Below are 25884 nucleotides of genomic sequence, written 5' to 3'. Positions count from 1 at the left end.
GGCTTAAATGCAAGGTCTAAAAAATGAGGGGCAATCTAATTATTGGGCGATCGTACCTCCATCGACCACCAAAGTCGTCCCCGTACAGTAAGAGGCCCCGGGTGAAGCCAGGAATAAAACTGCTCCTTTAAGTTCATCATCACCGCCAAAACGGCCCATGGGGATATAGTATTGGTTTAAAACGTCATGTACAGGAGAACTCATCTCTCCCATATCGGTTCCATACCAACCTGGAATCAGTGCATTTACCGTTACTCCCTTTTTAGCCCATTTTACGGCCAAATCCTTGGTCAGACCGATTACGGCTGCCTTGGAGGCATTATAAGGCGGAGACATGACGAAATTCGGATTCGTCCCCACCATCCCGGCGCAGGAAGAAACATTTATAATTCTGCCATAGCCCTGCCTGGTCATAATCGACCCGGCTCGCTGGCACATTAGCCATAAACCGGTCAGATTGGTGTCCATTACAGTATGCCATTTTTCTAAGGGGAATTTAAATATATGATCTACCAAAACGACCCCGGCATTATTCACAACTATGTCTAGTCTGCCAAATTCTTTCATCACCAACTCGAATAAAGCATCGATTTCCTCCGGCTTGGTCAGATCCAGGCGTGCCGGTACAACCTTTACGCCCAGCTCTTTTTCCATCTTTTCAGCAGCCGCCTTACATTTTTCCACCGTCCGGGCCGCAATCACGACACTGGCTCCGGCTTCAGCCAAGGCATAAGCCATCTGCACCCCCAGGCCATAAGCACCCCCGGTTACGATAGCAACTTGCCCGCTTAAATCAAATAACTCCTGGTTGCTTCTCATTTTCTCTCCCTCGTTTCATTTTTATAATCCCAATAATCGGCTAATCGGCTGTATAAATGATCACCCTACGGGTACTACTGATATGAACTTCGTTCATAATTAAGGTTGCACCCTGCGGGTACTACTGATATGAACTTCGTTCATAATTAAGGTTGCTGTGTAAATCTGTCTGATCTGTGTAATCTGTGTCTATTCCCCAATAAAACCGCGTAAATCCGCGTATATCCGCGTTATCGCGTCTATTAATACCTAACCCTAGCAGGGATTGCGATTCGTGCGCGACCATATACCCATTTCTTTAGCCGATTTTAACAGGTCATCGCGGAATTCGGGATGAGCCAGGTTGATAACCGCTTCGGTTCTGGCCCAGGCGGATTTGGATTTCATATTAACGATTCCATTCTCCGTTACCAGATAATGCACCGAAGGACGGGTCACCGATACAATCGAGCCGGTAGTCAGCAAAGGTTTTATCCTGGATTTAAGATTGCCATCCTTATCCTTATAAGTTGACGTAAAGGCTAGAATACCCTTGCCGCCCTTGGAGTGAAATGCGCCAAACGTCCAGTCCATCTGTCCGCCGATTCCTGATATCTGCCGCAATCCATTCGTCTCGGAAGAAACCTGGCTGAGCAGGTCGAGTTCAATAATGTTATTTATCGAAATAACATTCTCATGCTGGGCTATAGCTATGGGATTGTTGGAGTATTCGCACGAAACCGAAGCACAGCGGGGGTTGCCATTTAGAAAATCATATGTTTCCTGAGTGCCCAGACAGAACGTATATGTGCTTTTATCAAGGTCAAAAGCTTTTTTTCTATTCGTTATACAACCGTGTTTATACATCTCAACATAACAATCACTAAACATTTCAGTTTGTACACCCAGATCTTTGAGGCCGGAGTGCGCAATTTTATTGCCCAGCAGGTTCGGCATTGATCCTATGCCTAATTGGATAAGACAGCCGTCATGGATCTCTTCCATAATGTAATTGGCTATTTTTTCCTCCTCGGGAGAAGCCGGATCGGCTGGTGGAGAACAGAATATCGGGCTATTAGACCCTTCGATAATATAATCTATTTCGCTGATATGCACGTATTCAGCATTTCCGCCGGGACAATAGGGCAGATTTTCATTAACCTCAACAATCGCCAAACGCCGGTTGAAAAGTGCACAAGAGCGACTATGCGAATTTCCTATGCCAAAGTTAAAACAACCGTTGTTGTCCATAGGTGTGACCTGAGCAATCCAGATATCAGGCCAGGTATGATAGTATTTTTCATTACCGAACATGGACAAGGCCTCATGGTAGTTGACGGTAACATAGTTGCACAGGCCATGCTCTGCCGCCGCACGGTCGAGAGCCGTATAATACCAGTTGTAGTACTGAAAAGTCTCACCTTTGGGATCCATCTGGATTATCTGGGGAATCGGCGGAACGGTGCCAGAACCACGCACGGATACCCTTTGCAGACCGTCACCTGCCCGTTTGCCTAGTGCTATATCAAAATCTACTGGTTTGGTGTTAAAGGCGCCATATTCTATCAGATCATCTGACTGTACCAGTTGTGCAGCTTTTTCTGCCGTAATTAATTTGCTCTTATATTCCTCCATATAAGTACTCAATACATTTCCTCCCTTAATTACTCAATATTGATAAAAGGCAATAGCTAACCCTCCCCCCTTTCTTTTGTTAAAATTTGAGTATTTTCGCTGCGTGTTGTTTTACTAATAAATATTCCATTATGCAATTTTTATTCCACAATTTTAAACCTATTGTATCAAGCCTAAAATCCAGATCAGTGCACATTTATGGTAACTATAGCCATATGTTCTTATGTCATGTTGTCATTACGCAACTATCATTATTGCAGGACAGTATTGTTAATTTAACATGACACCAGAATCAGATTAAGCAGATACTGAAGTTCACTGATTGCTTACGGGTAACCCTGAATTATATTATCTGTTAGAAAAACATCTGTTTAAATCCGCTAAATCTGTCTTATCCAGGTCTATTATGCCGCGCATATTCACATTATCCGCATCTATGGCGACAAACAAAACGAGGGCTAACGCCCTCGTGGTAGGTTTTATGCAAAATAGCAAATCAGCGCCACTCTATCTGGTATTTTTTTAAGCGCGTATAAACCGTATTGCGTGAAACCGATAGATGTCTGGCTATCTTGGCTATATTGCCATCATATCTTTTTAACAGGTTTAACAGTTCGCTGCGCTCCAATTCATCCAGCCGCTGCCGGGCGGTAAGATACCGGGAGGGAGGATTAGATATGGGCCGACTTTCCTGCATTGGAACTAAGTCATTATTAAAGCTGCGTATTTCCGGCGGCAAATGTTCAACCTTTATTTCCCCGTCAAAACCCGCATGTATCAGCCTTTCTACAATATTTTCTAGTTCGCGCACATTACCGGGCCAGCTATATTTCATCAACATCTCAAAAACATCGTTATGAACCCGCGGCATAGGCTGGCCTTGATTGAGCACACTTTTTTCCAGGAAATGTTTGAAAAGCAAAGGGATGTCTTCGGCCCTGTCCTGCAGGCGGGGCATTTGAATAAAAATAACATTCAGGCGATAATAAAGATCGCGCCGGAAGTTGCCCTTCAGCATCTCCTGGTAGAGATCTTTATTGGTTGCACATATAAAGCGTACATCAACCGGGATAACCCGATTGCCGGCTATGCGGGTAACCTTTTTCTCCTGTAATACCCTTAGCAGAATTACCTGCTGGTCAAGGGGCATATCTCCAATTTCATCTAAAAATAAAGTTCCCCCAGCCGCCATTTCAAACTTTCCAGGATTTCCGCCTTTTTTCGCACCGGTAAATGCCCCTTCGGCATAACCAAACAATTCGCTGCCGATCAATTCCCGGGGAATAGCCCCGCAGTTCACGGCTACAAATGGCCCGTTACGGCGGCTGCTGTGATTATGAATCGCTTGCACCAAAAGCTCCTTGCCGGTGCCGCTCTCACCCTGTATAAGGACGTTGGACATACTTTCGGCAGCGGCATAGCCGACTGCAAGCACATCTTGCATCGCCCTGCTGCTGCTGACGATATCTTCAAAATTAAAATTCGCCCAGGCACCGCTAAAACGATTAACCAGTTTGTGAACTTCTTTAATTGGACGAATAAAAAATATCATGGAATCAAGCTTGCCTTTTTCTCCTTTGATAGGGGTACCCGAAGCCAGGCAATAAATATCCCCTTGACTCGTAGGGATCATCAATTCAACGTCTTTAAAAGGTCTCTGTTGATCCAGCATATTAGAGATATAAGTATTGCTTCCGCGGCGAGCCATCTCATAAAGGCGTTTTTCTATTTCGCCCAGCAAAGGCCCCCAGGTTTGGTGCAAAACCTGATTTAATACCTCCACTTCACCGGCGGCGTTAATTACGATAACGCCATCAGACATATTTTCAAAAATATCGGTTAGATTTTTATTAAAACGAGTTAATTGGGCATTCGCCTCCTGGAGGGCATCGGTTCGCTTCTTAACCAATTTCTCCAGATCGTTTTGTATTTCTTGCAGCTCATTTTCGGCCCGTTTCCGGGCTGTAATATCATAAGCGCCCGCAATCGTGTACTGATTGCCGCCGAAAAAAAGGATACTGTAAAAATGCTCTGCCCATATGATCTCCCCGCTCTTGGTTACTACCTGCAGCTCATAATAGTCCGGCGCCGGTTCACCTCGCTGTCTGGCAAAACCTCGTTCTTTTATTTCCTCCCTTATTTCCGGCGGAACGGGATCCCACCAATTCATGGCGGACAATTCTTCCCAGCTATAACCCATGGCCTTTATCATAGCCGGATTAACATACGAATAATGAGCGCCGTTTAACATATAAACTGGCACCGGTATATTCTCAACAAATTGGTAGAAAAGATTCAAATCATCTAAGCTGCGTTTTAAGCTGGATATCTGAATAATATTTGCATTTTGACCTATTTCGGATTTTTCCACTTTACTTGCCCCCTCGTAATTAGTTTATGCTGCAAACAACATGCCAAAAAAAATACCAGGCAAATAACGGCCCTGATCGTCTAGAATCATGTCCTGACAGATAAACAGATTCGCCAGCATAATTCAACATGTCTTAACAGATATGTTAACTTTATTTATCACATTTGTTAATATGTCTTAACACCAACAGGACGGTCAAAAATAAAAAAAGCCAGGGAATCATTTATAAAACAGAGAAATTTTATAGATGCGGGAATTTTTTGACACGGAACAAACTGATCCATTAAGATTATCTTTTTCTCTGCAGCGAATAACTTAACTTCCGCAGGAAAAAGGGGAGGCCGAGGCCTCCCCAACGGAGATTATAAACATATTTACTATAGACTCTGAGTAAATCCAGCCAATCTTAATTATCAGTGTCTGTTCCCTGGCGGAGACCAAAGCCTGCGCTAAGAAGGATACGGTAAACGAACGGTGTTTTAAGGGATGAAATTCAATTTGCGGGCTTCAAATTCCAGCCAATCCCTGAAATCGGGATGGGCTATCCTAACCAATTCCTTGACCCGGGTACGCAGGTTCTGGCCTTTAAGATTGGCTACCCCGTATTCGGTCACGACATACTGAACATCGGTTCTGGATACGGTCGTATATATACCGTTGGTCATGGTAGGTACTATTTTAGACTGCAGGTTGCCTTCCTTGTCTGTATAGGTAGAGTAAAGGGTCAGGAAAGATTTGCCCCCCTTGGAACGCCAGGCTCCCTGCACAAAATCAAGCTGTCCGCCGGTGCCGGTATACTGCTTAAAGGCTATGGCCTCAGAGGCACACTGTCCAGTCAGGTCTACTTCCAAAGTGGCATTTACAGAGATCAGGTTATCATTAAGGCCGATAATATAAGGATCATTTACATATTTGGTAGAATGCATTTCCACCAGCGGATTATCATCGATAAAATCGTAGAGTTTACGAGTACCAAGAGCAAAGGAGCCGATCCATTTATAGGGATTTAAGTTCTTGCGATTACAGGTTACCACCCCTTGTTCATAGAGGTCTACCATGGTGTCGGTGAGCATTTCGGAATGAATCCCCAGTTCCTTCTTATCAACCAGGAAATTGGCTATCGCATTGGGCATACCCCCAATCCCAATCTGCAAACAGGAGCCATCCTCGATCATATCAGCTATATAATGACCGACTGCTTCATCCGCAGGTGTAATCGGAATTTCGGGCAGTTCAAACAGCGGTATATGGTTTTCTATAACGGCTGATATTTCGCTTATATGCAGATGGTTGCTGCCAAATGTGCGGGGCATATTTTCATTGACTTCCACGATGATATGCCGGGCATTGGCGACTTTGGCAGTCTCCCAGCCCCAGTCCACATTGCAGCCGGTACTGAAAAAACCGTGTTTATCCATGGGCGATACTACCATTACTACCACATCGGCGCGGCGGCACTGGCTGACCATATCCACCGTCTCGCCCAGGCGGCAGGGCGTATAGGTAAACAAACCTTGCCCTACCCAGTGACGGGTAGCCGGCCCGACAAACCCGCAATCGATTAGTACCTTGCCTACCAGATCAGGCTGGTATAGGTCAAACCAGCGTACATCAACCCCGCTAACATAGGTTAAATCGAATAATTCCCCCTGGGAAACCCTTTTGGCAACTGCATTTGCCAGGGCTGTAGGCTGCCCGTTTGATAAAGGAGCCACGATCAGATCACCATTTGCGAAAAACCGGGCCGCATCCTCGGCTGTAGTCAGCTTTCTCTTATAATCCTCTTGCCAATCCCTCATTTTACCCCTCCCCTATTTATTCCCTAAATATTATGGACATGCATGGGAACTTATTCCTGCTATCTGTTCCGCATGCAATTTATATTCAAAAAAACCTCTTGAAAACTTCCTTAACACATGCTAATCTGACAGCAGGTAAACTATTTATAACAAATCAGTTTACCTGCTGAGATTAAATCCCCCGGTACTCAGCCCGACCTTAAACCGGGTTAGTCGTAAATTACCCGGCTGGGTCGCTATTTAAGTTGACGCCGATCTGTATAAAATCCGGGTCTAATTAATCCGCATGATCCGCGTCTGTTGAAAATCTTTTTTAATAATAAACCCGATAAAAAGTATAGTTTTTAAGCGGATTAGTAATATTATATCCGCAGTCGTTTTAAATGGTCAATATATTGTGAATATTTTGATAATTTAGGCTAACATGCATTTCCAGGAAGGCAGGTTTTTTTAATGACTTACAAAAAACCCATTCTGCTTGTGCTTATTATCATGCTTTTAGGCGCAACCGGGATCTACTACCTTAATACAGATAAAGATCCAAACTATATTACTGCCAGCGGTACTATTGAGGCGACCACCGTAGATGTTACGGCACGTGCTCCTGGTACGGTAGAGGCTTTGCATTTCCAGGAAGGCTCCATGGTTTACAAGGATCAGCTGCTGGCGGTGCTTTCCCGCAGCGATCTTCTGGCCCAGAAGGAAAGGGATGCCATGGGAGTGCTGACCGCCGCAGCCAAGCTGCAGGATTTGAAATCCGGGGCCAGAGCCCAGGAGATTATGGAAGCGGTTGGCAATGTCAAGATAGCCGAGAGCAATCTTGATAAAGCTAACCGGGATCTGCATAGAGCTGAAGCCTTGTTTAAGGAGGGAGCCTTGGCTCAGGAAAGCCTGGATCAAGCCCGCACCAATGCCGCCCAGAAGAATTATCTCCTGGATACAGCCCGAGCCCGGCAAAATCTTTTGGAAGCAGGCAGCCGTCCCGAGCAGATTAATGCTGCGGCCGCCGAGCTGGAAAGAAGCAAAGCGGTTTTGAAAGCAAGTGAGAGTATTTTACAGGATCTGCAGTTAACATCTCCCCTGACCGGTACAGTTTTAAACTGCAATTATGAGCCGGGAGAATTTATACCATTAGGAAGTTCCCTGGCTACAATAGCCGATCTGCAAAAAATGTGGATTAAGGTCTATATTCCCACCGATGATTTGCCCCATATCAAACTTGGTCAAAAGGTGCATTTTACCGTCAGCGGCGATAATAACCGTTATACCGGAATAGTCAGCCATATTGCTTCCCGCGGGGAATTTACCCCGAAAACGATTCAGACCCCTAAAGAAAGAACGAATGTGGTTTTTGCGGTTAAAATCAGTTTTGAGAATAAAAAAGGAACTCTGAAAATCGGGATGCCGGCTGATGTGATATTTGATGAGGTGTAAATAAATGATTAAGTGCGTTGGGTTAAGCAAGCGATTTGGATATGTACAAGCCCTGGATGAAGTCAGCCTGCACATCGCCAAGGGAGATGTTTTCGGCCTGGTAGGGCCGGACGGAGCGGGTAAAACAACCTTCATCCGTACCGTCTGTGGCCTTATCACTCCGGACAAAGGAACCATTTGGCTGGCGGGCGCTCCACCCGACCGGCCGGGCAAAACCAGTCAAAACCTGGGGTATATGCCGCAACGTTTTAGCCTTTATGGTGATTTAACCGTTATGGAAAATGTCATTTTCTTTGGCTCCATGTATGGCTTGAGCAAAAAAACGATTATAGCCCGAGCCGAGGAAATACTGGCAATAACCGGAATGTTGGATTTTAAGAAACGCTTGGCTGATCAGCTCTCCGGCGGTATGAAACAAAAACTGGCCCTTACTACCGCCTTGATTACCCGACCGGAAATCCTTATCCTGGATGAACCGACCTATGGTGTTGATCCTGAATCTCGCCATGAATTCTGGAAAATACTCTATAGTTTAAATCAAACCGGTATAACCATACTTGTTTCTACTCCCTACATGGATGAAGCCGAACTGTGCAGCCGGGTGGCCTTTATTAATGCCGGCCAAATAAAGGCGGTTGACTCCCCGGCCGGCCTAAGACAGGCTTTCGGCCATAAACTGCTGGAATTGCGTATCGATAGCCGGGATCCTCACATCCTAAATGGCGTTCCCGGTTTACTGGATGTATCTTTTTACGGCTACAAATACCTTGTGGTAGTGGATGATATCCCGACAGCGCGCTCTGATATTGCCTTTCATTTAGCCCGTCTGGGTATTTCCACCTTACATATAAGTGAAGCCGCACCCACCATGGAAGATGTTTTTGTAGCCTTGGCGGAGGGAGGAACCGACTGATGGAATACGCCATAAAAACCTTGGATCTAACCAAGAAATTCGGTGACTTTACCGCCGTTAAATCCGTTAACCTAGCAATCAAGCCCGGAGAGATCTGTGGTTTTTTAGGCCCTAATGGAGCAGGTAAATCCACCGTCATGCGTATGCTGTGCGGTATCCTGGAGCCTAGTTCAGGCAGCGGGGAAATTCTGGGTTATGACCTGGTACAAGAAAGCGAAGCCATTAAAAAGCGTATCGGTTATATGTCACAGAAATTCAGCCTTTATGATGACCTGACCGTAGCTGAAAACATGGAGTTTTATGCCGGGATATATGATATACCCTACCGGCAGCGTCGAGTGCGGATTCAGGAGATGCTGGAGCTGGCACAGCTTAGCGGACAACGCCGGGCCTTAACCTCAGATCTAAGTGTCGGATTCAAGCAACGTCTGGCCCTGGCCTGTGCTATAATTTCCCGCCCCGAGATTCTTTTTTTGGATGAACCTACCAGCGGGGTCAGTCCTACATCGCGACGGGCCTTTTTTGATATTATTCATGACCTGGCTCAAGCCGGGACAACCGTAATCGTCAGCACTCATTTTATGGATGAGGCGGAACGTTGCCATAATATTGCGTTTATGTTGCAGGGATACCTGCTGGCTGTGGATACACCCGACCGTCTGAAAGAAAAGGTCATTAAAGGCATTATGGTAAGGCTGCAGCTGCCTGATCCTATGTATTGGCTGCCCCGCCTGAGTGCCCAGCCCTGGGTTTTGGAAGCCAGCCTGCATGGACTTTTTATACATGTTTTACTTGCAAATGAGGAAGCCGTAGAGCGACTGTACGAAATTACCGGCCATAATCCACAGCGGATTGTTCCCAACCTGGAGGATGTTTTTATTAGTTTGGCTAAACAAAAAAACTAAGTACCGCCGGGAAGGCTAGAGATGTTGGCTGATAAAGGTGATTTGCATAAACCGACCGGGGGAAGGTGTTATTATGAATATGAATCGGATTGCAGCCGTCCTTAAAAAAGAATTTTTACAGATGAGAAGGGACCGTATGACCCTGGCCCTCATCTTTATGATACCTTTGGTGCAGCTCATCCTTTTTGGCTATGCCATTCAAACTGAGGTAAAACACATCCCTACGGTAGTTTTCGACCAATCCCTGTCTTCTTCCAGCCGGGATATGCTGGCCTCATTTTCGACCTCAGGGTATTTTGATGTAACCAATAGCGTAAACAGCTTTCAAGCCATAACCGAAGAAATCGACAGCGGCAAGGCTCAGGTGGGCATTGTTTTCCCGCCTGATTATAATCACAACCTGGAAAAGGGAATCACGGCACCCGTTCAGGTGATAGTGGATGCCAGTGACAACATGGTAGCCAACCAAGCCATTGCTATAGCAAATTCCATCGGCCTGATCAAATCTCAGCAGGTTTTGACTCAGAAGATGCAATTGAGCGGACAACCGCCCTACGACATCCGCGTTAGGCCCTGGTATAACCCGGATGGAATCACGGCCTATTATATGGTGCCGGCAATCCTGGGCATTGTCGTAACCATGACTATGGTGATAATTACAGCGGTCGCAATCGTGCGGGAAAGGGAGCGCGGCACCCTGGAACAACTGATTGTCACCCCTATTAAACCTCTGGAGCTAATGATCGGCAAGATCCTTCCTTATGTCGTCCTGGGATACCTGCAGATAACGGTAGCCCTCTTAGTCGGGGTGCTTCTTTTTAAGGTTCCTATCCGCGGCAGCCTCCTGCAATTATATCTTTTAACCTTGTTTTTTATTACGGCTTCACTGGGGTTGGGGCTAATGATATCAAACCTGGCCAAAAACCAGATGCAGGCATTCCAGATGTCTTTCTTTGTGATGTTGCCAAGTATTTTATTATCGGGCTTTATGTTCCCACGATTGGCCATGCCAAAATTTATCTACTATTTAAGCTACACCCTGCCTCTAACGTATTATCTGGATATAATCAGAGGAATAGTATTAAAAGGCATAGGTTACCAATATTTAATGGGACAGGTTACCGCCTTGCTGGTATTTTCAATCGTTATGCTGACTATCAGTACCCTAAAGTTCCAAAAGAAAATAGCCTAAAGGCAGGTGAGATGATATGGATATACGCGCCAAAATTCTGCTGGCATGTCGGGATCTGGCCCTTACCAAGGGCTTCTATAATTTGAATATGGATGAACTATCCCGCCAGGCAGGTGTCAGCAAGCGTACTGTGTACCGTTATTTTCGCAGTAAAGAGGAAATTATTGGGGCTACCCTGGATGTCTTTATGGCACATATGCAGGATGCCATGGATAGTATCGCTGCCACGCAAGATACCCCGCCTGATATGATAGCCGCTGTAATGAAAGAGATTTTCAGCCACGGCCGGTTTATATTTAACCCCGTCACCCTGAACGACCTGCGGGTTCACTATCCCCACCTCTGGCAACGGATCGACGATTTTCGCAGCGAACGTGCCCGGGTTATGCTTAGCACTTATATAGAACGCAGTGAAAACCGCTCCCTGCAGGAAATTGATCCCCGCATCCTGGCAGCGGTTCTTTTAGCTTCCATACAAGCCGTATTAAATCCGGAATTCATCCTGGAAAACAACCTTACTTTTGAATCTGCCGCCAATCAGTTAAGCAAATTTTTAATCGCCTGCTTAACCTAATTTCACCTGGCCACGGGCAGACCTATCCCCTCATACTGGCAGTTGTGTTTGGGTAAGTTCGGTGCAGCAAGACTTCTTCCCCTAACTTATACCCTCTGTTTTCTAAAACTTGGGATACCGTTTGTAAAGCCAGGCGGGGATGATTGTTTTGCTGGCTTAAATGAGCCAAAAAAACCTGCATCACACCTGACCGGGGAATACGCGCCAGTACCTCACCGGCTTGCTGGTTGGATAAATGACCCCGTATACCACTGATGCGTTTTTTAAGATACATCGGGTAAGGACCTTCCTGGAGCATGAGCGGGTCATGATTGGCCTCCAGAATTACTGTGTCAGCATAAGCCAAGGCTTTTTCCACTGCCGGGGTGATTTCTCCCAAATCAGTAGCCAAAACGCATTTCAGTCGGCCCTGGCGGATAGAAAAACCGACCGGGTCAGCAGCATCATGAGAAGTGGCAAAGGCTTCAATCTCCATTGAACCGATTTCCAGAACGCTACCTAACTCCCGACAGCACTTATCCGGTAATTTGTCCCGGCAGGGAATTTTTTCCCAGGCCGCCGGGCGAGCATAGACCGGCATTTGGTAGCGACGCACCAGAACATCCAGCCCTCTGATATGATCGGTATGTTCATGGGTAATCAGAAGCGCATCCAGTTCTCCGGCTTTAACGCCGACTGCTGCCAGCCCCTGTTCAATTCGCCGGGTGCTGATCCCGGCATCGATTAATATTTTATGTCCACCCATTTCGATAAATGTCGCATTGCCAGTGCTGCCGCTGGCGAGGATATGTATCTGCATTTATAGCTCCACTTTCTTCATTAACCATAAAAAATTAACGAATCGATTTTGACTATTATAGCAAACAATCCATATTACAGGCCAATCAAAAGCATTTTCCGGGCTTGATTTTTAACCCTTGACAAAGGGTTAAATTTGTTATATAAATTAATTGTAATCATTACAAATTTGTTTTTGTTACATTTTTAGGAGAATGCTTATGGACATGAAAGAGATTGCGATGCTGTTGAAAGATCATGGTATTAAACCATCCCATCACCGGATGAAAATATATGAGTATCTAGTCACTCATCGTAACCATCCCAATGTGGATATGGTTTACCAAGAACTTATTCAGGAAATCCCAACCTTGTCTAAAACGACTTTATACAACACTCTTAATCTGTTCCTTAACAAAGGACTTGTTCAGCTTATCACCATTGCTGAAAATGAGATGCATTATGATGCAGATGTATCGATGCATGGTCATTTTATGTGTAAGGAATGTAAAAAAATTTACGATATCTGGTTTGAAGATAACGATATCGTTCTCCCTGATTTAAAAGACTTCGCAGTGGATGAAAGCCACATTTATTTTCGCGGGACCTGCCTGGCCTGTTTAAATAAACAGTTGCAGGATTAATAAAATCATATCATTTATAAGGAGGAACAATAATTATGAAGAAATGGGTATGTAGTGTGTGTGGTTATGTACATGAAGGTGAAACTCCCCCGGAAAAGTGCCCCCAGTGTGGTGCCCCCCGGGAAAAGTTTAATGAAGCTCAAGAGACGGCAGGCTTGGCTTGGGCTGACGAGCACCGTATCGGTGTTGCCAAAGACGTTGATCCGGAAGTTTTAGCTGGTCTTAGAGCCAACTTCACAGGTGAATGCACCGAAGTGGGTATGTACTTGGCTATGAGCCGTCAGGCAGATAGGGAAGGTTACCCGGAGATTGCTGAAGCCTATAAGAGAATTGCCTGGGAAGAAGCCGAACATGCTGCTAAATTTGCCGAATTGCTCGGTGAGGTAGTCGCCGCAGATACTAAGAAAAACCTGCAGATGCGGGTAGAGGCGGAACACGGTGCCTGCCAGGGCAAAAAAGATCTGGCCACCCGTGCCAAGGAGCTTAATTATGATGCCATTCATGATACCGTGCATGAAATGTGCAAAGACGAAGCCAGACATGGCGCAGCCTTTGCCGGCCTTCTAAAACGCTACTTTGGCTAAAAATAATACCTCCCTTTCATTAAGAGAGGCGATCCCAGGTTAAGGGATCGCCTCTCTTGTTGCACTCATCATTAACCAGTCAATCAACGATCCCGTAACTGAAATAGTTAAAAAAATAGTTTGACTATTCTTGACTATTAAGAATTTGGTAATTATACTGTATATAAATAGCAAGACTTTACTAGTAAAAGTTTTTTTAAAGCCGCTTATATTTTGCTGTTCAAAGTTCAAACTTAATTTAAACCATCATTTTAATTAGGAGGGAAATAATATGAAAAAAGCCGTAGGGATCGATTTAGGAACGACCAATTCGGTGGTAGCTGTTATGGAATCCGGCAGCCCCACAGTTATCGTGAATGCAGAGGGAGCCCGCACGACTCCTTCGGTGATTGCTTTTAAGAATAATAACGAACGATTAGCTGGGCAGATTGCCCGGCGCCAGGCCGCCCTTAATCCGCAAAATACCTTTTATTCGGTAAAACGCTTTATGGGGCGCCGCTTCTCTGAAGTAGCCGATGAGCGTAGTCTGGTGCCATATGATGTCGTAGCCGGGCCCCATGACGCAGTACGCTTCAAGGTGAATGAAAAGCTCTATGCCCCGGAAGAAATCTCTGCCCTGATTTTAAGAAAATTAGTCGATGATGCCTCCCAGTATCTGGGCGAAACTATTACTGATGCTGTTATTACGGTTCCGGCCTATTTTAATGATGCCCAGCGTCAGGCAACTAAAGATGCCGGCAAGATTGCCGGGTTGAATGTATTGCGCATTATAAATGAGCCTACGGCCGCCTCCCTGGCTTACGGCCTGGATAAAAAGAGTAATGAAACCATCCTGGTCTTTGATCTGGGCGGAGGAACTTTCGATGTATCCATCCTGGATGTAGGCGAAGGAGTCTTTGAAGTTAGATCTACCAATGGTGATACCCACTTGGGCGGAGACAACTTTGACAAGGCCATCGTGGATTGGCTGGCCGAAGAGTTTAAAAAAGACTACGGGATAGATTTGCGCGCTGACAAACAATCGCTGCAGCGGCTCACCGAAGCCGCTGAGAAAGCTAAAATCGAGCTTTCCAGCGTAAGCGAGACCCAGATAAGTCTGCCCTTTATTACGGCTGATGCCAGCGGGCCAAGGCATCTGGATACTAAACTAACCCGGGCCAACTTTGAAAATCTGATTCATGACCTCCTGGAACGTTGTCGGCAACCGCTTCTAAATGCCCTTAATGATGCGCATCTGACCACCGCTGATCTGGACGAAGTTATCCTGGTCGGCGGTTCCACCCGGGTTCCTGCGGTGCAAAAACTGGTTAAAGATCTAACCGGCAAAGAGCCGCATATGGGAGTCAACCCGGATGAAGTGGTAGCAGTTGGAGCCGCAATCCAAGCCGGAGTTCTCTCGGGAGAAGTAAAAGATGTGGTACTGCTAGATGTTACCCCTCTGTCTTTAGGGGTTGAAACCATGGGAGGCTTGATGACCAGGTTAATCGACCGCAATACCACGATTCCGGCCCGGCGCAGTGAAGTCTTCTCCACCGCCGAGGATAACCAGCCGGCAGTAGATATTAACGTGCTGCAGGGTGAAAGGGATATGGCCAAAGATAACCGTTCCCTGGGTAAATTTAAACTGGACGGGATTGCTCCGGCCCCCCGGGGGTTACCGCAAATCGAGGTTACCTTTGACATTGATGCCAACGGCATATTGAAGGTAAGTGCCAAGGATCAAGCCACCGGCAAGGAACAAACTATTACCATCAGCGGCTCATCCAACCTGGATAAAGCCGAAATTGATCGAATGGTAAATGAGGCCCAAACCTTCGGGGAAGAAGATAAAAAACATCGGGCGGAAGCGGAAGCCTACAACGAAGCCGACAGTCTAGGTTATAATGTCGAACGACAGCTAAAAAACCTGCAAGACAGGGTGAACCCGGCAGACAAGGCCGAAATAGAGAATTTAATCAGTGATTTGAAAAAGGCCCTGGAGGAGAAGGCCGGGCTTGATACCATCAATAAATTAAAAAATAAATTACAGGCCGCGGCCGCTCGCCTGACTGATCTTGCCAATCAGGCTGATGTAAATGCAGGAAACCGCAAAGACCCGGCGGATAACGATGTCGTGGATGCTGAATTTGAGGAAAATTAAAGGCTTTGCGCCGAACGGAGGGGGATAAATGGCAGTAAAATATCAAGATTATTATGAAATCCTGGGGATCCCCCGCGATGCCAGTGCCAAGGATATCAAAGCTGCCTACCGAAAATTAGCTCGTAAGTGGCATCCTGATCTACATACGGGTAAAAAGAAGGATGAGGCAGAGGAAAAACTAAAACGTATTAATGAAGCCTATGAAGTATTAAAAGACAATGACAAGCGTGCCAAATATGACCGTCTGGGAGAAAACTGGCAAGCCGGTCAGGAATTTGACGGTGCGGATAGGGATGGGTTTCATTATTACCGTACTAATATAAATCCGGAAGACCTAGGCGGTTTCAGCGACTTTTTTGCCAGCCTTTTTGGCGTACCGGGAGCAGCGGGCACCTCACCTTTCCAGTCAGCCTCCCGTCCTGGTCAGGATATAGAAACCAATCTGGATTTAACGTTGGAAGAACTCTACCATGGCGGCAATAAATCGATTCGTCTAACCTCCCGGCAGCTATGTCCCGATTGCCAAGGACAGGGGCTAAGAGGCCGCGGTTTTTGCAGCCGCTGCGGTGGTACCGGTAATCTCCCAGAGGAGAAAAATCTGGACATTAAAATTCCCCCCGGTGTTTACGCCGGCAGTACCATCCGTTTAAAGGGACAGGGCAGCCAGGGGCTGGGGGGAGCGGCAGCCGGAGATCTTTATCTCAAAGTCAACCTGCTGCCCCATCCGTTGTTTAAAGTCCAAGAACGGGATCTGGAAACTTCCATCAGCTTGCGTCCGGAACAAGCTGTATTGGGGGATAAGGTAAAGGCTCCTACCCTGGAAGGCAGCGTAACTGTAACGATCCCTGCCGGCAGCCGTAATGGTTCCCGCCTGCGTTTGAAAGGCAAGGGACTGCCCCTTAAAGAAGGCGGTCGAGCCGATCAGTATCTGCTGATCCAGATCGATATCCCTCGGGATCTGACTGAGGAAGAGAAGAACCTGTACCGTAAACTAAAAGAAATCAGACAAGGCGGGGATGGAAAATGACCATGATTAAAATATACTATGAAAGCTGTGAAGAACTGTTGCCCCTGTCCAGCGCGGGTTTCCATCCCGACTTGCTTAAAACCCTAGATGAGATGGGAATTATAACGCTGCAAACAGACTATATCAGTGTCAGTGATCTCAGTCGGGTTAGGCGGATTGCCAGCCTTAGGAACCGGCTGGGGGTTAACCTTATAGGTGCTGCAATAATCCTGGATTTACTGGATCGGATTGAAGAATTGGAAACGGAAATTCAATCCCTAAAATGGAGGTGATATAAATGAATATGGAACGATTTACCCAAAAATCACGCGAAGCCCTGAATGAAGCTCAGCAAATTGCGGCTTTCCTGCATCATCAGGAAGTAACCGGAAAACATTTGTTTAAGGCCTTGCTTAAGCAGGATAACGGTCTTGCCCCCCGCCTGCTGGAACAGGCCGGGGTCAATCTGCCCCAACTAAACGAACAATTGCAGGCCTTGCTGGATAGAATACCTGCGGTACACGGTTATGAAGGACAGCTTTATCTAAGCAGCAGTTTGTCCCGCGTCCTGACCCAGGCTGATAAGGAAGCCGCCCAATTAAGGGATGAATATATCAGTGTGGAACATCTCCTGCTGGCCCTGGCTGCGGAGGGAGAAAGTGATCTGCGTGATTTGTTGACAAGCAGGGGCGTTAACAGAAATAATCTTTTAATCGCCATGAAAAATATCCGTGGCTTAAAGCGGGTGGAAAGCGATAACCCGGAGGATTCTTATGAAGCCCTGCAGCGTTATGGACGGGATCTGACCCGGTTGGCAGTAGAGGGCAAATTAGACCCGGTCATAGGGCGGGATGAAGAAATACGCCGGGTAATGGAAATCCTATCCCGGCGCACGAAAAACAACCCGGTGTTAATCGGCGAGCCGGGGGTTGGCAAAACCGCCATTGCCGAAGGTTTAGCCCGGCGCATCGTTGCGCGGGATGTTCCTGAGGGACTGAAAAACAAAACCGTAATCGCCCTGGACATGGGCGCCCTGGTAGCCGGTGCCAAATATCGGGGAGAATTTGAAGAACGCTTGAAGGCGGTTCTCAAGGAAGTGGAACAGTCTGACGGACAGGTGATTCTGTTTATCGATGAGCTGCATACGGTAGTAGGAGCCGGGGCAGCGGAAGGGGCCATGGATGCCGGCAATCTGTTAAAACCGATGCTGGCCCGCGGAGAACTACGGGCTATTGGGGCAACCACCTTGGATGAATACCGTAAACATATCGAAAAAGATGCCGCCCTGGAAAGACGTTTTCAGCCGGTGATGGTCAATCCTCCTTCAGTTGAAGATACTATTTCCATTCTGCGCGGTTTGAAAGAACGCTATGAAGTACATCACGGGGTGCGCATCAAAGACTCGGCCTTAGTAGCGGCGGCAGTCCTTTCGGATCGTTATATTGCCGATCGGTTTCTGCCGGATAAGGCCATCGATCTGATGGATGAAGCCGCCGCCCGCCTGCGCACGGAAATTGACAGCATGCCGTCCGCCCTGGATGAGATCACCCGGCGGATCATGCAACTGGAAATTGAAGCCGCCGCCCTGGAGAAAGAAGACGATGCAGCTTCCCGGGAAAGACGGGAGCATATCGTCAAAGAAGCCCTGGATTTAAAGGGTGAGGCTGATGCCATGCAGGCCAAGTGGCAGTCTGAAAAGCAGGCTATTTCTCGGGTACGTCAACTAAAACGAGATATCGAAGACTGCCGCATGGAGATGGAGAAAGCCGAACGCGAATATGATCTAAACCGGGTGGCTGAACTAAAATACGGGCGTTTGGACGAACTAGGCAGAAAACTGGCCGCCGAGGAAGAAATGTTGGCTGTTAAACAAGGCCAGCACATGCTGCTTAAGGAAGAAGTCGGAGAAGAGGATATTGCCCGGGTAGTCAGCCGCTGGACCGGCATTAATGTCAGCCGTCTGCTGGAAGGAGAACGCCAGAAGCTGCTGCACCTGGAAGAAATTCTGCATCAGCGGGTTATCGGCCAGGATGAAGCCGTCACGGCTGTGGCCGATGCGGTCTTGCGCTCGCGCAGCGGTCTTAAGGATCCTAATCGCCCGGTAGGCAGCTTTGTATTTCTGGGTCCAACCGGGGTTGGCAAAACTGAGCTTAGCAAGGCTCTGGCCGAAGCCCTGTTTGATGATGAAAGGTCCATGATCCGCTTGGATATGTCTGAATATATGGAGAAACACAGTATAGCCCGTTTGATCGGGTCACCGCCCGGTTACGTTGGTTATGAAGAAGGCGGTCAGCTTACCGAAGCCATACGCCGCAAACCTTATTCCGTAATCCTGTTTGATGAAATAGAAAAGGCCCATCATGATGTCTTTAATCTCCTGCTGCAGATTTTAGATGATGGCCGCTTGACAGACGGCCAGGGACGCACGGTCGATTTTCGCAATTGCATCATTATAATGACCTCCAATATCGGCAGCCAGGAAATCTTAAACTTCCAGGAAATGGGCGGCGAATTTGCCGCCATGAGACAGCAGGTGTTGGATCTTTTGAAACTGCATTTTCGTCCTGAGTTTTTGAATCGTCTCGATGAAATCATAGTCTTTAAAGCTCTTAGTGCAGACCAAATCGCGGAAATCGCCAGCTTACTGCTGGATAAATTGGCCCAAAGGTTACAAAACAATTTAAACAGCCAGCTTACCTGGGATGACAAGGCCCTGGCCTATCTGGCTGAAAAGGGTTACAATCCCGCTTATGGCGCTCGCCCGCTCAAGCGGCTTATCCAGCAGGAGGTAGAAACCCTGCTATCCAGGCAGATAATAGCCGGAGATATCAAGGAAAATGCTGTCATTAACTTAAGCGCTGATGAAAACGGTATTAAATACCACAGCACCTATCCCGGTGCATAGTCCCCATCACTATCATTACCAAAAATACCTCCAAGGCCGGAAATGGTTAAAAATTTCCGGCCTTCTCCTTATTTCGGTAAATTTTCCAAAGGATATTATTAATTTCATAATTTTTGCAGGATTTTAATAAAGGGATATAGAATATTTTCCAAAAATAATTAATTTCTTCGGCTTAGGGCAATTTATCTACCTGCAGCTTATGCAAAAGATGCTTTGGTTGCTTTTTCCATAAATATATTACTTAATATCGTTATCTTTTAAGGAGCATTTATGACGCGTGATAAAATAGCTGCCAAGACCCTTGCAAAAGAAAATGCACTCCTTCTTGAGCAAGTCAATGACTTACAACAAATACTATCAAAATACTCGGAGCTAAAAACACACCTGCAGGAGAGCGAAAGCACCTTTAAGATCCTGGCTGACAGCATTCCCGCCTGTATTCACATCCTGCAGGGCAACCGTTTCGTTTTTATAAATGCTACCTTCACTGCGCTGACCGGATATACCCTAAAAGAATGTGCCGATATTGATTTCTGGCAGCTGGTTCATCCTGAATATCAGGAAATAATCAAAGAACGAGCCTGGGCCAGGCAACGTGGTGAAGAGGTGGTTCCGATCCCGGAACTGATAATAAGAACTAAATATGGCCGTGATATCTGGGTCGATCATACCGCCAGCAATACTACCTGGAACGGACAACCTGCTGTTATTGCCGTACTCTATGATCTTACCCGGCGCAAAGAGAATGAAGAAACTATTGTTCACCAATACAACATGCTGCAAGAGACCTATGCTGAACTTGAGGAAATCCATGCCGAACTGCAAAGCTCGCAGAACAACCTCCTGATGCTTAATGCCCAGCTGCGGGATAGCCAGGAGCGTTTGGATTTCGCCCTGTGGGCAACCGATGATGGTCTTTGGGACTACAATATTAAAACCGGGCATTTATACGTTAATGACCGGGGCCTTAAAATGCTGGGCTATGATCTGGACGAAATTAAACCTCACATCAAAAACTGGGAAACCCGCGTACATCCCTCTGACTTGCCAACGGTACAAGCGGCCCTAAAGAGTTATTTTGAAGGTTCAGCCACCTATTTCGAAGCCGAGTACCGCCTTTTAAACAAATCCCGGCAGTGGGTTTGGGCAATGAGTCGGGGCAAGGTGGTTAAATGGGATCACGAGGGGAACCCTTTGCGTTTTGTTGGCACCACCCGGAATATTGCCGCCAAAAAGGAAGCCGAACTAAAGCTTAAAGCCAGTGAATCCAGATACCGTCATCTGTTTGAAAAAAGCCCGCTGGGACTTCTTAAAATCGCCCTCAATGGTGAAATACAGGATGCCAATGAATACTGGGTGGAGATAATGGGGGCGCCCTCCAGGCAGGCCATCATCGGCCTAAATGTTTTTAGGGAAGCGGAAAAGCGTCCGGAAATGGCGGATTTAGTCCGCACTTTTTTAGATCATTATGAAAGCAGCCATTCCTTCACGGTAGAGGCAGAGCATACCTCCAAATGGGGTAAAAAACTATATATGCAGTATAAGATCGACCTGATCTTTGATTACGATAAAAATTACTCCCATATCCTGGTGGCCGGTGAGGAAATATCGGCGCGGAAAAAAGCGGAAGCGCGGATTCGCTATTTAAGTTTCAATGATAGCTTGACCGGCCTTTGCAACCGGGCATTTTTTGATGAAGAACTTCAGCGTCTGGAGAAGCCCTGGCAGTTGCCTCTGAGTATTATCATGGGTGATGTCAACGGATTAAAACTGGCCAATGATACCTTCGGTCATTTAGCCGGAGATAGACTCCTGGTTGAGGTTGCCGGTATCCTTAAAAAATGCTGTCGGCCCGATGATATCATCGCTCGCTGGGGCGGGGACGAGTTCGTGGTATTACTGCCCCAAACCCCGGAAACCATTGCTTCTTCTATCTGTGAACAGATCAGAATCGCCTGTCAGGAAAGCAACCCGGTTCCGATTCAGCCCAGCCTCGCACTGGGGGTAGCCACTAAAACCACCCCCCAGCAGGATATTTATAAAGTTATCGCCGAAGCCGAAAATGTGATGTATAGAAATAAGCTGCTGGAAAATAAGAGCATCCGCAACTCTATCATTTCTTCCCTGGAGATAAGTCTGCACGAAAAGACGTTTGAAACCAAGGAACACGCTGAACGAATTAAGGAAATGGGTATAAAGTTTGGACGGGCTTTAAACCTGCCGGATCATGAAATTGATCGCCTGTCCCTGCTGGCTAAACTACACGATATTGGCAAAATCGGAGTTCCTGACGAAATACTAAACAAGCCGGGGGCTTTGTCGGCGGCGGAATGGGATTCAATTAAGAAACATCCGGAGATAGGCTATCGTATCGTTCACTCATCCCATGAATTAATGGCAATAGCCGAGGAGGTTTTAAGCCATCACGAAAGATGGGATGGCAGCGGTTACCCCAGGGGACTTAAGGGAGAGGAAATCCCCCTGCTGGCCAGAATATTAGCCATTATCGATGCTTATGACGTTATGACCCATGTGCGCTATTATAAAAATGCCTCCAGCCACGCCCAGGCTATAAAGGAAATAAAAAAATGCTCCGGTTCCCAGTTTGACCCCCGCTTGGCCGAGCTTTTCCTACATATCTTCGAAAACAGCCCCGGGGACAACAGACTGCGTTAAGCTTTTCATTTCAGGCTTTAGTTGGTGGCCTGATACATTTTACGGTAAAGACTAGGTTTATTTATTAAATCTTGATGGCGACCTTTCTCTGCAATTTTGCCTTGAGCCAAGACTATTATTTCATCCATTTCTTCTAGACCTAGGAGCCGATGGGTAACAAAAATTGCGGAACGGTGTTCCATTAATTCTTTAACAGCAATTAGTACTTCCTGTTCAGTAATCGGGTCTAAACCTTCGGTAGCTTCATCTAAAATCAGTATAGGCGGATTACTTAAAAAAATTCTTGCTAAAGCTACCAGCTGTCTTTGGCCACCAGATAGCTTCCAACCGTCTTCTCCAATTTTAGTATCAAGCCCTTTAGGTAGTTTTTCCAGATGGGGTATTAGCTGGGCTTTTGCTACTGCTTTTAATAGTTCTTCTTCGGTTGCATCGGGCTTAGCTAGTAGTATATTTTCTTTAATAGTAGCATTAAACAAATAAGTTTGGCGTGATACTATACCTAAAGTAGACCATAATATTTCTTCGGGGAAAGAATTTAGTTCCCGGCCTCCTATCATGATAGATCCTTCTTCATAACGCCAAAAGCCTAACAGTAAATGGGCTAAGGTGCTTTTACCTGATCCGCTTGCACCTACAATACCAATCTTATTTCCATGATGAAGGTAAAGGTTGATTCCCTCCAAGGCAGGTTGATTGGAGTCGGGATAAGTAAAGGAAAGATTATTAACAGCCAAGTTGTAATTTGGCAAAGGCAGCCAAGTTTCCTCTAAATGAGGGCGGATAACGGCTGGAGGCGTATCAACTAATTCTAAGACTCGTTTGCCGGCAGAAATACTATCCTCCAAGTTAGGGATAATATGGGCTAAGTTTTGAACTGCTTCGAAACTAGCTAATACCCCTAATGCTAAAGGGGCTATCCAAATACCTTTTAACTCTCCTTTAGATACTAAGTAAACTGCCAATAATAGAGTGGTATACATTGCTAAATGTGAGATTAGCTGGGTTAAGGTGCCGGTTAGGGCATTTCTGCTGGCTAACTGGTTTTGCCAACGGGTTAAACTATTGTCTTGTCCTGCAGCTATTTCTATAGTATCACTAGCTCTGCGAAAGGCGGTAATCTCCGTAAGACCTTTAATACTATCGGTAAGATAAGTATTTAAAAGTTCCCTGGATCTAGTTAAATCAGTTTTTGATTTTGTTAGTCGTTTAACTAATAAAGGGATGCCTAGGGCAGCTAAAAAATATAGGCAAGCAAAGAATATCGCCAACGACCAGTGAAACTGTAGCAGAAAAACAAAAGTAGCGATAAACACCAACAAGGCAATTAGAGGAGGCAATAGTACCCGAAGATAGATTTCCTGTAATTTTTCCACATCAGTAACTAAGCGGGATAGCAATTGACCACTATGATAGTTTTGTAGTTGACCAGGAGACAGGCTAGCTAAAGCAAGATAAACCCAGTTCCTTATATTGCCTAAAATAGCTAATGCGGCTTGATGAGTCGTATACCGCTCTCCATAGCGAAAAACAGCCCTTGATAAACCAAAAAAACGTACCGTGGCGATTAGTTTCATTAAATCCATTACAGATGGTTTTAAAGCTGACCAAGATAATAAAAAAGCTGAGGCGATTAATAGCCCCATATTACTGCTTATAGTTAAAAAAGCTAAAAGAACTCCTAACACTATCAGTTTCCAATAAGGAACCCTTAATTTTGCTAAACGGAAAGTAGTTTTCAAATTGTTATCCCCCCGTAAGCCTGCCTTAGTTGATAGTAGCTGCCTTTAGCCTCTAGTAACTTTTTATGGGTACCTAGCTCTACTATCTGACCTTTTTCCATAACTATAATTTTATCTGCCATTTCCAAGGTAGCTAGCCGGTGGGCTACTAAAATAGCGGTTTTATTGGTCAATAACCTTTGCAAGGCTAGCTTTATAAGCTGTTCATTTTCTGGATCAAGACTAGTAGTTGCCTCATCTAGCAATACTAAGGGGCTATCTACTAAAAAGGCTCGGGCTAAAGCTAATCGTTGTTTTTGTCCGCTGCTTAAAGTGCGAGCCCCCTGACCAATAATAGTATCATAACCTTGGGGAAGGGTTTCGATAATGGAATGAATCTCCGCTAACCGGGCTGCCTGTTTTACCTCTTTTAAGGTAGCTTTTGGTCTGCTAAAAGCTATGTTTTCTTTAACAGAACCATAAAATAAATACGGGTTTTGAGGGACTAATACGATTTGTTCGCGCCAATTATCCATATATAAATCTGTTAAAGGGGTATCCCCAATAAATATATTACCTTGTTGAGGGGTGACAAAGCCCATTAAAAGACGTAAAATAGTACTTTTTCCTGCCCCGCTAAAACCTACAATAGCTAGTTTTTCTCCTGGTTTAATATTAAAAGAAACATCTTTTATAGCAGTCGTTTCATTATTATAAGCAAAGCTGACGTTAGTAAAAGCAATCCCTTTTGCAAGTATTTGGGGGGTGACTATTTTTTTACCTTCCTGTTGAGGTGGTATAGGGGTGTTTAACAGTTCAAAAATATCTGTGGCTGCCTTAATACCAGTTATACCAGCATGGTAGTTAACTCCCAAAGTTCTTAAGGGGGTATAATATTCTGGTGCTAAAAGCAGTAGAAAAAAGGCGGTTTCAAAAGCAATTTTTCCGTAGATGAGTCTTAAACCTAAAGCAACGGCTACGATGGCAGTACTAATAGTAATAAAAAACTCTAAAAAGAAAGCTGATAAAAAGGCAATTCTAAGGACGCTCATGGTGGTAGTTTGCCATTCCTGACTTAAACGTGACATAATCTGGGCTTGGGAGGCACTTTGTTTAAGAAGTTTTAAAGTAGCTAATCCGTCTAACACATCCAAAAAATGACTGCTCATCCGACCTAAGATATACCATTGTTGGTTAGCTCTAGCATCGGCTAAATTGCCGATCAGGATCATAAATAGAGGTATTAAAGGAGCTGTTAGCAAAAAGATCAAACTAGTTAATAAGTCTTGGGGAAAAGCTACCAGTAAAATTCCAATGGGAATAATCGCAGCTAAGGCTAAGTTAGGCAAGTAACGGGAAAAGTATACTTCTAGTGCTTCTACTCCTTCTATTAAAGTATTGACAAGATGCCCAGTATCTTGACTACGACCATATATGGGACCTAGGGCAAAAAGGTGTTTTAACAATTCCTTGCGTAAATTTTCTTTAACTAGGGTAGCACCTCTATGGGCTAATACCTCCCCTAGCCAAAAAAGGCCGGCCCTAAAGAGGATAATAAATAACAATCCTAGGAATAATGGTTTTAGGTCTGCCAGCCCTAAACCTTTTAAAAAACTGCCATCCACAATGCGGGCGATAGTTAGGGCTTGAAATATTATTAAAATACCTGTTAAGGTGCCAATTATGATAACTAATATGAATTCCTTTTTCATATGTTTAGTTAATTTTAATAAGGAGCTAGGTGCCATTTAGTGACCCCCGTTTTCTACTAAAGAGTAAAAGTAATAATAATTAAATGAATGTATAAATATAT

Annotated in this window: 19 protein-coding genes; 12 read left to right on the top strand and 7 right to left on the bottom strand. The window is 45.6% G+C overall.

Annotated elements, in window-relative coordinates; all coding sequences use genetic code 11:
- Positions 1-39: 39 nt before the first annotated feature.
- The 4 genes from AAV90_RS01010 to AAV90_RS00995 all read right to left on the bottom strand — a co-directional run bounded on the left by AAV90_RS01010 (position 40) and on the right by AAV90_RS00995 (position 6603).
- Entirely contained in the window at positions 40-819 is a 780-nt protein-coding gene (locus AAV90_RS01010) for an SDR family oxidoreductase (protein ID WP_046494840.1), read from the bottom strand.
- A gap of 255 nt (positions 820-1074) precedes the next feature.
- The gene (locus AAV90_RS01005; RefSeq protein ID WP_046494838.1) at positions 1075-2445 is read right to left on the bottom strand and encodes an acetyl-CoA hydrolase/transferase family protein; all 1371 of its coding nucleotides are present in this window, start codon (positions 2443-2445) and stop codon (positions 1075-1077) included.
- A gap of 484 nt (positions 2446-2929) precedes the next feature.
- Complete coding sequence (locus AAV90_RS01000) at positions 2930-4804, bottom strand: sigma-54-dependent Fis family transcriptional regulator (protein ID WP_052729517.1); 1875 nt, start codon at positions 4802-4804, stop codon at positions 2930-2932.
- Between the two features lie 479 nt (positions 4805-5283).
- Entirely contained in the window at positions 5284-6603 is a 1320-nt protein-coding gene (locus AAV90_RS00995; RefSeq protein ID WP_046494837.1) for an acetyl-CoA hydrolase/transferase family protein, read from the bottom strand.
- Between the two features lie 453 nt (positions 6604-7056).
- Here AAV90_RS00995 and AAV90_RS00990 point away from each other — a divergent pair, with 453 nt between their 5' ends.
- From AAV90_RS00990 to AAV90_RS00970, 5 genes are all read left to right on the top strand, one after another.
- Entirely contained in the window at positions 7057-8037 is a 981-nt protein-coding gene (locus AAV90_RS00990; RefSeq protein WP_046494835.1) for an HlyD family secretion protein, read from the top strand.
- Positions 8038-8041: 4 nt separating this feature from the next.
- Entirely contained in the window at positions 8042-8950 is a 909-nt protein-coding gene (locus AAV90_RS00985; RefSeq protein WP_046494832.1) for an ABC transporter ATP-binding protein, read from the top strand.
- Entirely contained in the window at positions 8950-9855 is a 906-nt protein-coding gene (locus tag AAV90_RS00980) for an ABC transporter ATP-binding protein (RefSeq protein ID WP_046494831.1), read from the top strand. The genes AAV90_RS00985 and AAV90_RS00980 overlap by 1 nt, the downstream gene beginning before the upstream one ends.
- A 79-nt stretch (positions 9856-9934) precedes the next feature.
- Complete coding sequence (locus tag AAV90_RS00975; RefSeq protein WP_046495217.1) at positions 9935-11047, top strand: ABC transporter permease; 1113 nt, start codon at positions 9935-9937, stop codon at positions 11045-11047.
- Between the two features lie 16 nt (positions 11048-11063).
- Entirely contained in the window at positions 11064-11621 is a 558-nt protein-coding gene (locus AAV90_RS00970; protein ID WP_046494829.1) for a TetR/AcrR family transcriptional regulator, read from the top strand.
- A gap of 22 nt (positions 11622-11643) precedes the next feature.
- On the opposite strand, the gene AAV90_RS00965 is transcribed toward AAV90_RS00970, so the two are convergent.
- The gene (locus tag AAV90_RS00965) at positions 11644-12420 is read right to left on the bottom strand and encodes an MBL fold metallo-hydrolase (RefSeq protein ID WP_046494827.1); all 777 of its coding nucleotides are present in this window, start codon (positions 12418-12420) and stop codon (positions 11644-11646) included.
- A gap of 193 nt (positions 12421-12613) precedes the next feature.
- Between AAV90_RS00965 and AAV90_RS00960 the strand changes: the two genes are divergently transcribed.
- From AAV90_RS00960 to AAV90_RS00930, 7 genes are all read left to right on the top strand, one after another.
- Positions 12614-13042 (top strand): Fur family transcriptional regulator, encoded by a 429-nt coding sequence (locus AAV90_RS00960; RefSeq protein ID WP_046494824.1) that lies wholly within the window; start codon positions 12614-12616, stop codon positions 13040-13042.
- Positions 13043-13077: 35 nt separating this feature from the next.
- A complete protein-coding gene (locus tag AAV90_RS00955; RefSeq protein WP_046494822.1) occupies positions 13078-13626 on the top strand; it encodes an NADH peroxidase in 549 nt (182 codons plus the stop codon).
- 271 nt (positions 13627-13897) lie between these two features.
- The gene (gene dnaK, locus AAV90_RS00950) at positions 13898-15766 is read left to right on the top strand and encodes a molecular chaperone DnaK (protein WP_046494820.1); all 1869 of its coding nucleotides are present in this window, start codon (positions 13898-13900) and stop codon (positions 15764-15766) included.
- A 28-nt stretch (positions 15767-15794) separates the two neighbouring features.
- On the top strand, positions 15795-16793 hold the full coding sequence (locus AAV90_RS00945; RefSeq protein WP_046494818.1) for a DnaJ C-terminal domain-containing protein: 999 nt from the start codon (positions 15795-15797) through the stop codon (positions 16791-16793).
- Positions 16790-17065 carry a chaperone modulator CbpM gene (locus AAV90_RS00940; RefSeq protein ID WP_046494816.1) on the top strand — a complete coding sequence of 92 codons (276 nt, stop codon included), beginning with the start codon at positions 16790-16792 and terminating at the stop codon, positions 17063-17065. The genes AAV90_RS00945 and AAV90_RS00940 overlap by 4 nt, the downstream gene beginning before the upstream one ends.
- A 5-nt stretch (positions 17066-17070) precedes the next feature.
- Positions 17071-19677, top strand: coding sequence for an ATP-dependent chaperone ClpB (gene clpB / locus AAV90_RS00935; RefSeq protein ID WP_046494814.1), 2607 nt, complete (start codon positions 17071-17073; stop codon positions 19675-19677).
- 270 nt (positions 19678-19947) lie between these two features.
- Positions 19948-22353 carry a PAS domain S-box protein gene (locus AAV90_RS00930; RefSeq protein WP_052729516.1) on the top strand — a complete coding sequence of 802 codons (2406 nt, stop codon included), beginning with the start codon at positions 19948-19950 and terminating at the stop codon, positions 22351-22353.
- 17 nt (positions 22354-22370) lie between these two features.
- On the opposite strand, the gene cydC is transcribed toward AAV90_RS00930, so the two are convergent.
- Positions 22371-24092, bottom strand: a complete 1722-nt coding sequence (gene cydC, locus AAV90_RS00925) for a thiol reductant ABC exporter subunit CydC (RefSeq protein WP_046494812.1) — start codon at positions 24090-24092, stop codon at positions 22371-22373.
- On the bottom strand, positions 24089-25819 hold the full coding sequence (gene cydD, locus AAV90_RS00920) for a thiol reductant ABC exporter subunit CydD (RefSeq protein WP_046494810.1): 1731 nt from the start codon (positions 25817-25819) through the stop codon (positions 24089-24091). Before cydD ends, cydC begins: the two co-directional genes overlap by 4 nt.
- Positions 25820-25884: the final 65 nt, after the last annotated feature.

Source organism: Syntrophomonas zehnderi OL-4 (assembly GCF_000983115.1).
In the GTDB taxonomy this organism is placed as follows: domain Bacteria; phylum Bacillota; class Syntrophomonadia; order Syntrophomonadales; family Syntrophomonadaceae; genus Syntrophomonas_B; species Syntrophomonas_B zehnderi.
This window is presented reverse-complemented; position numbering and strand designations above follow the sequence as displayed.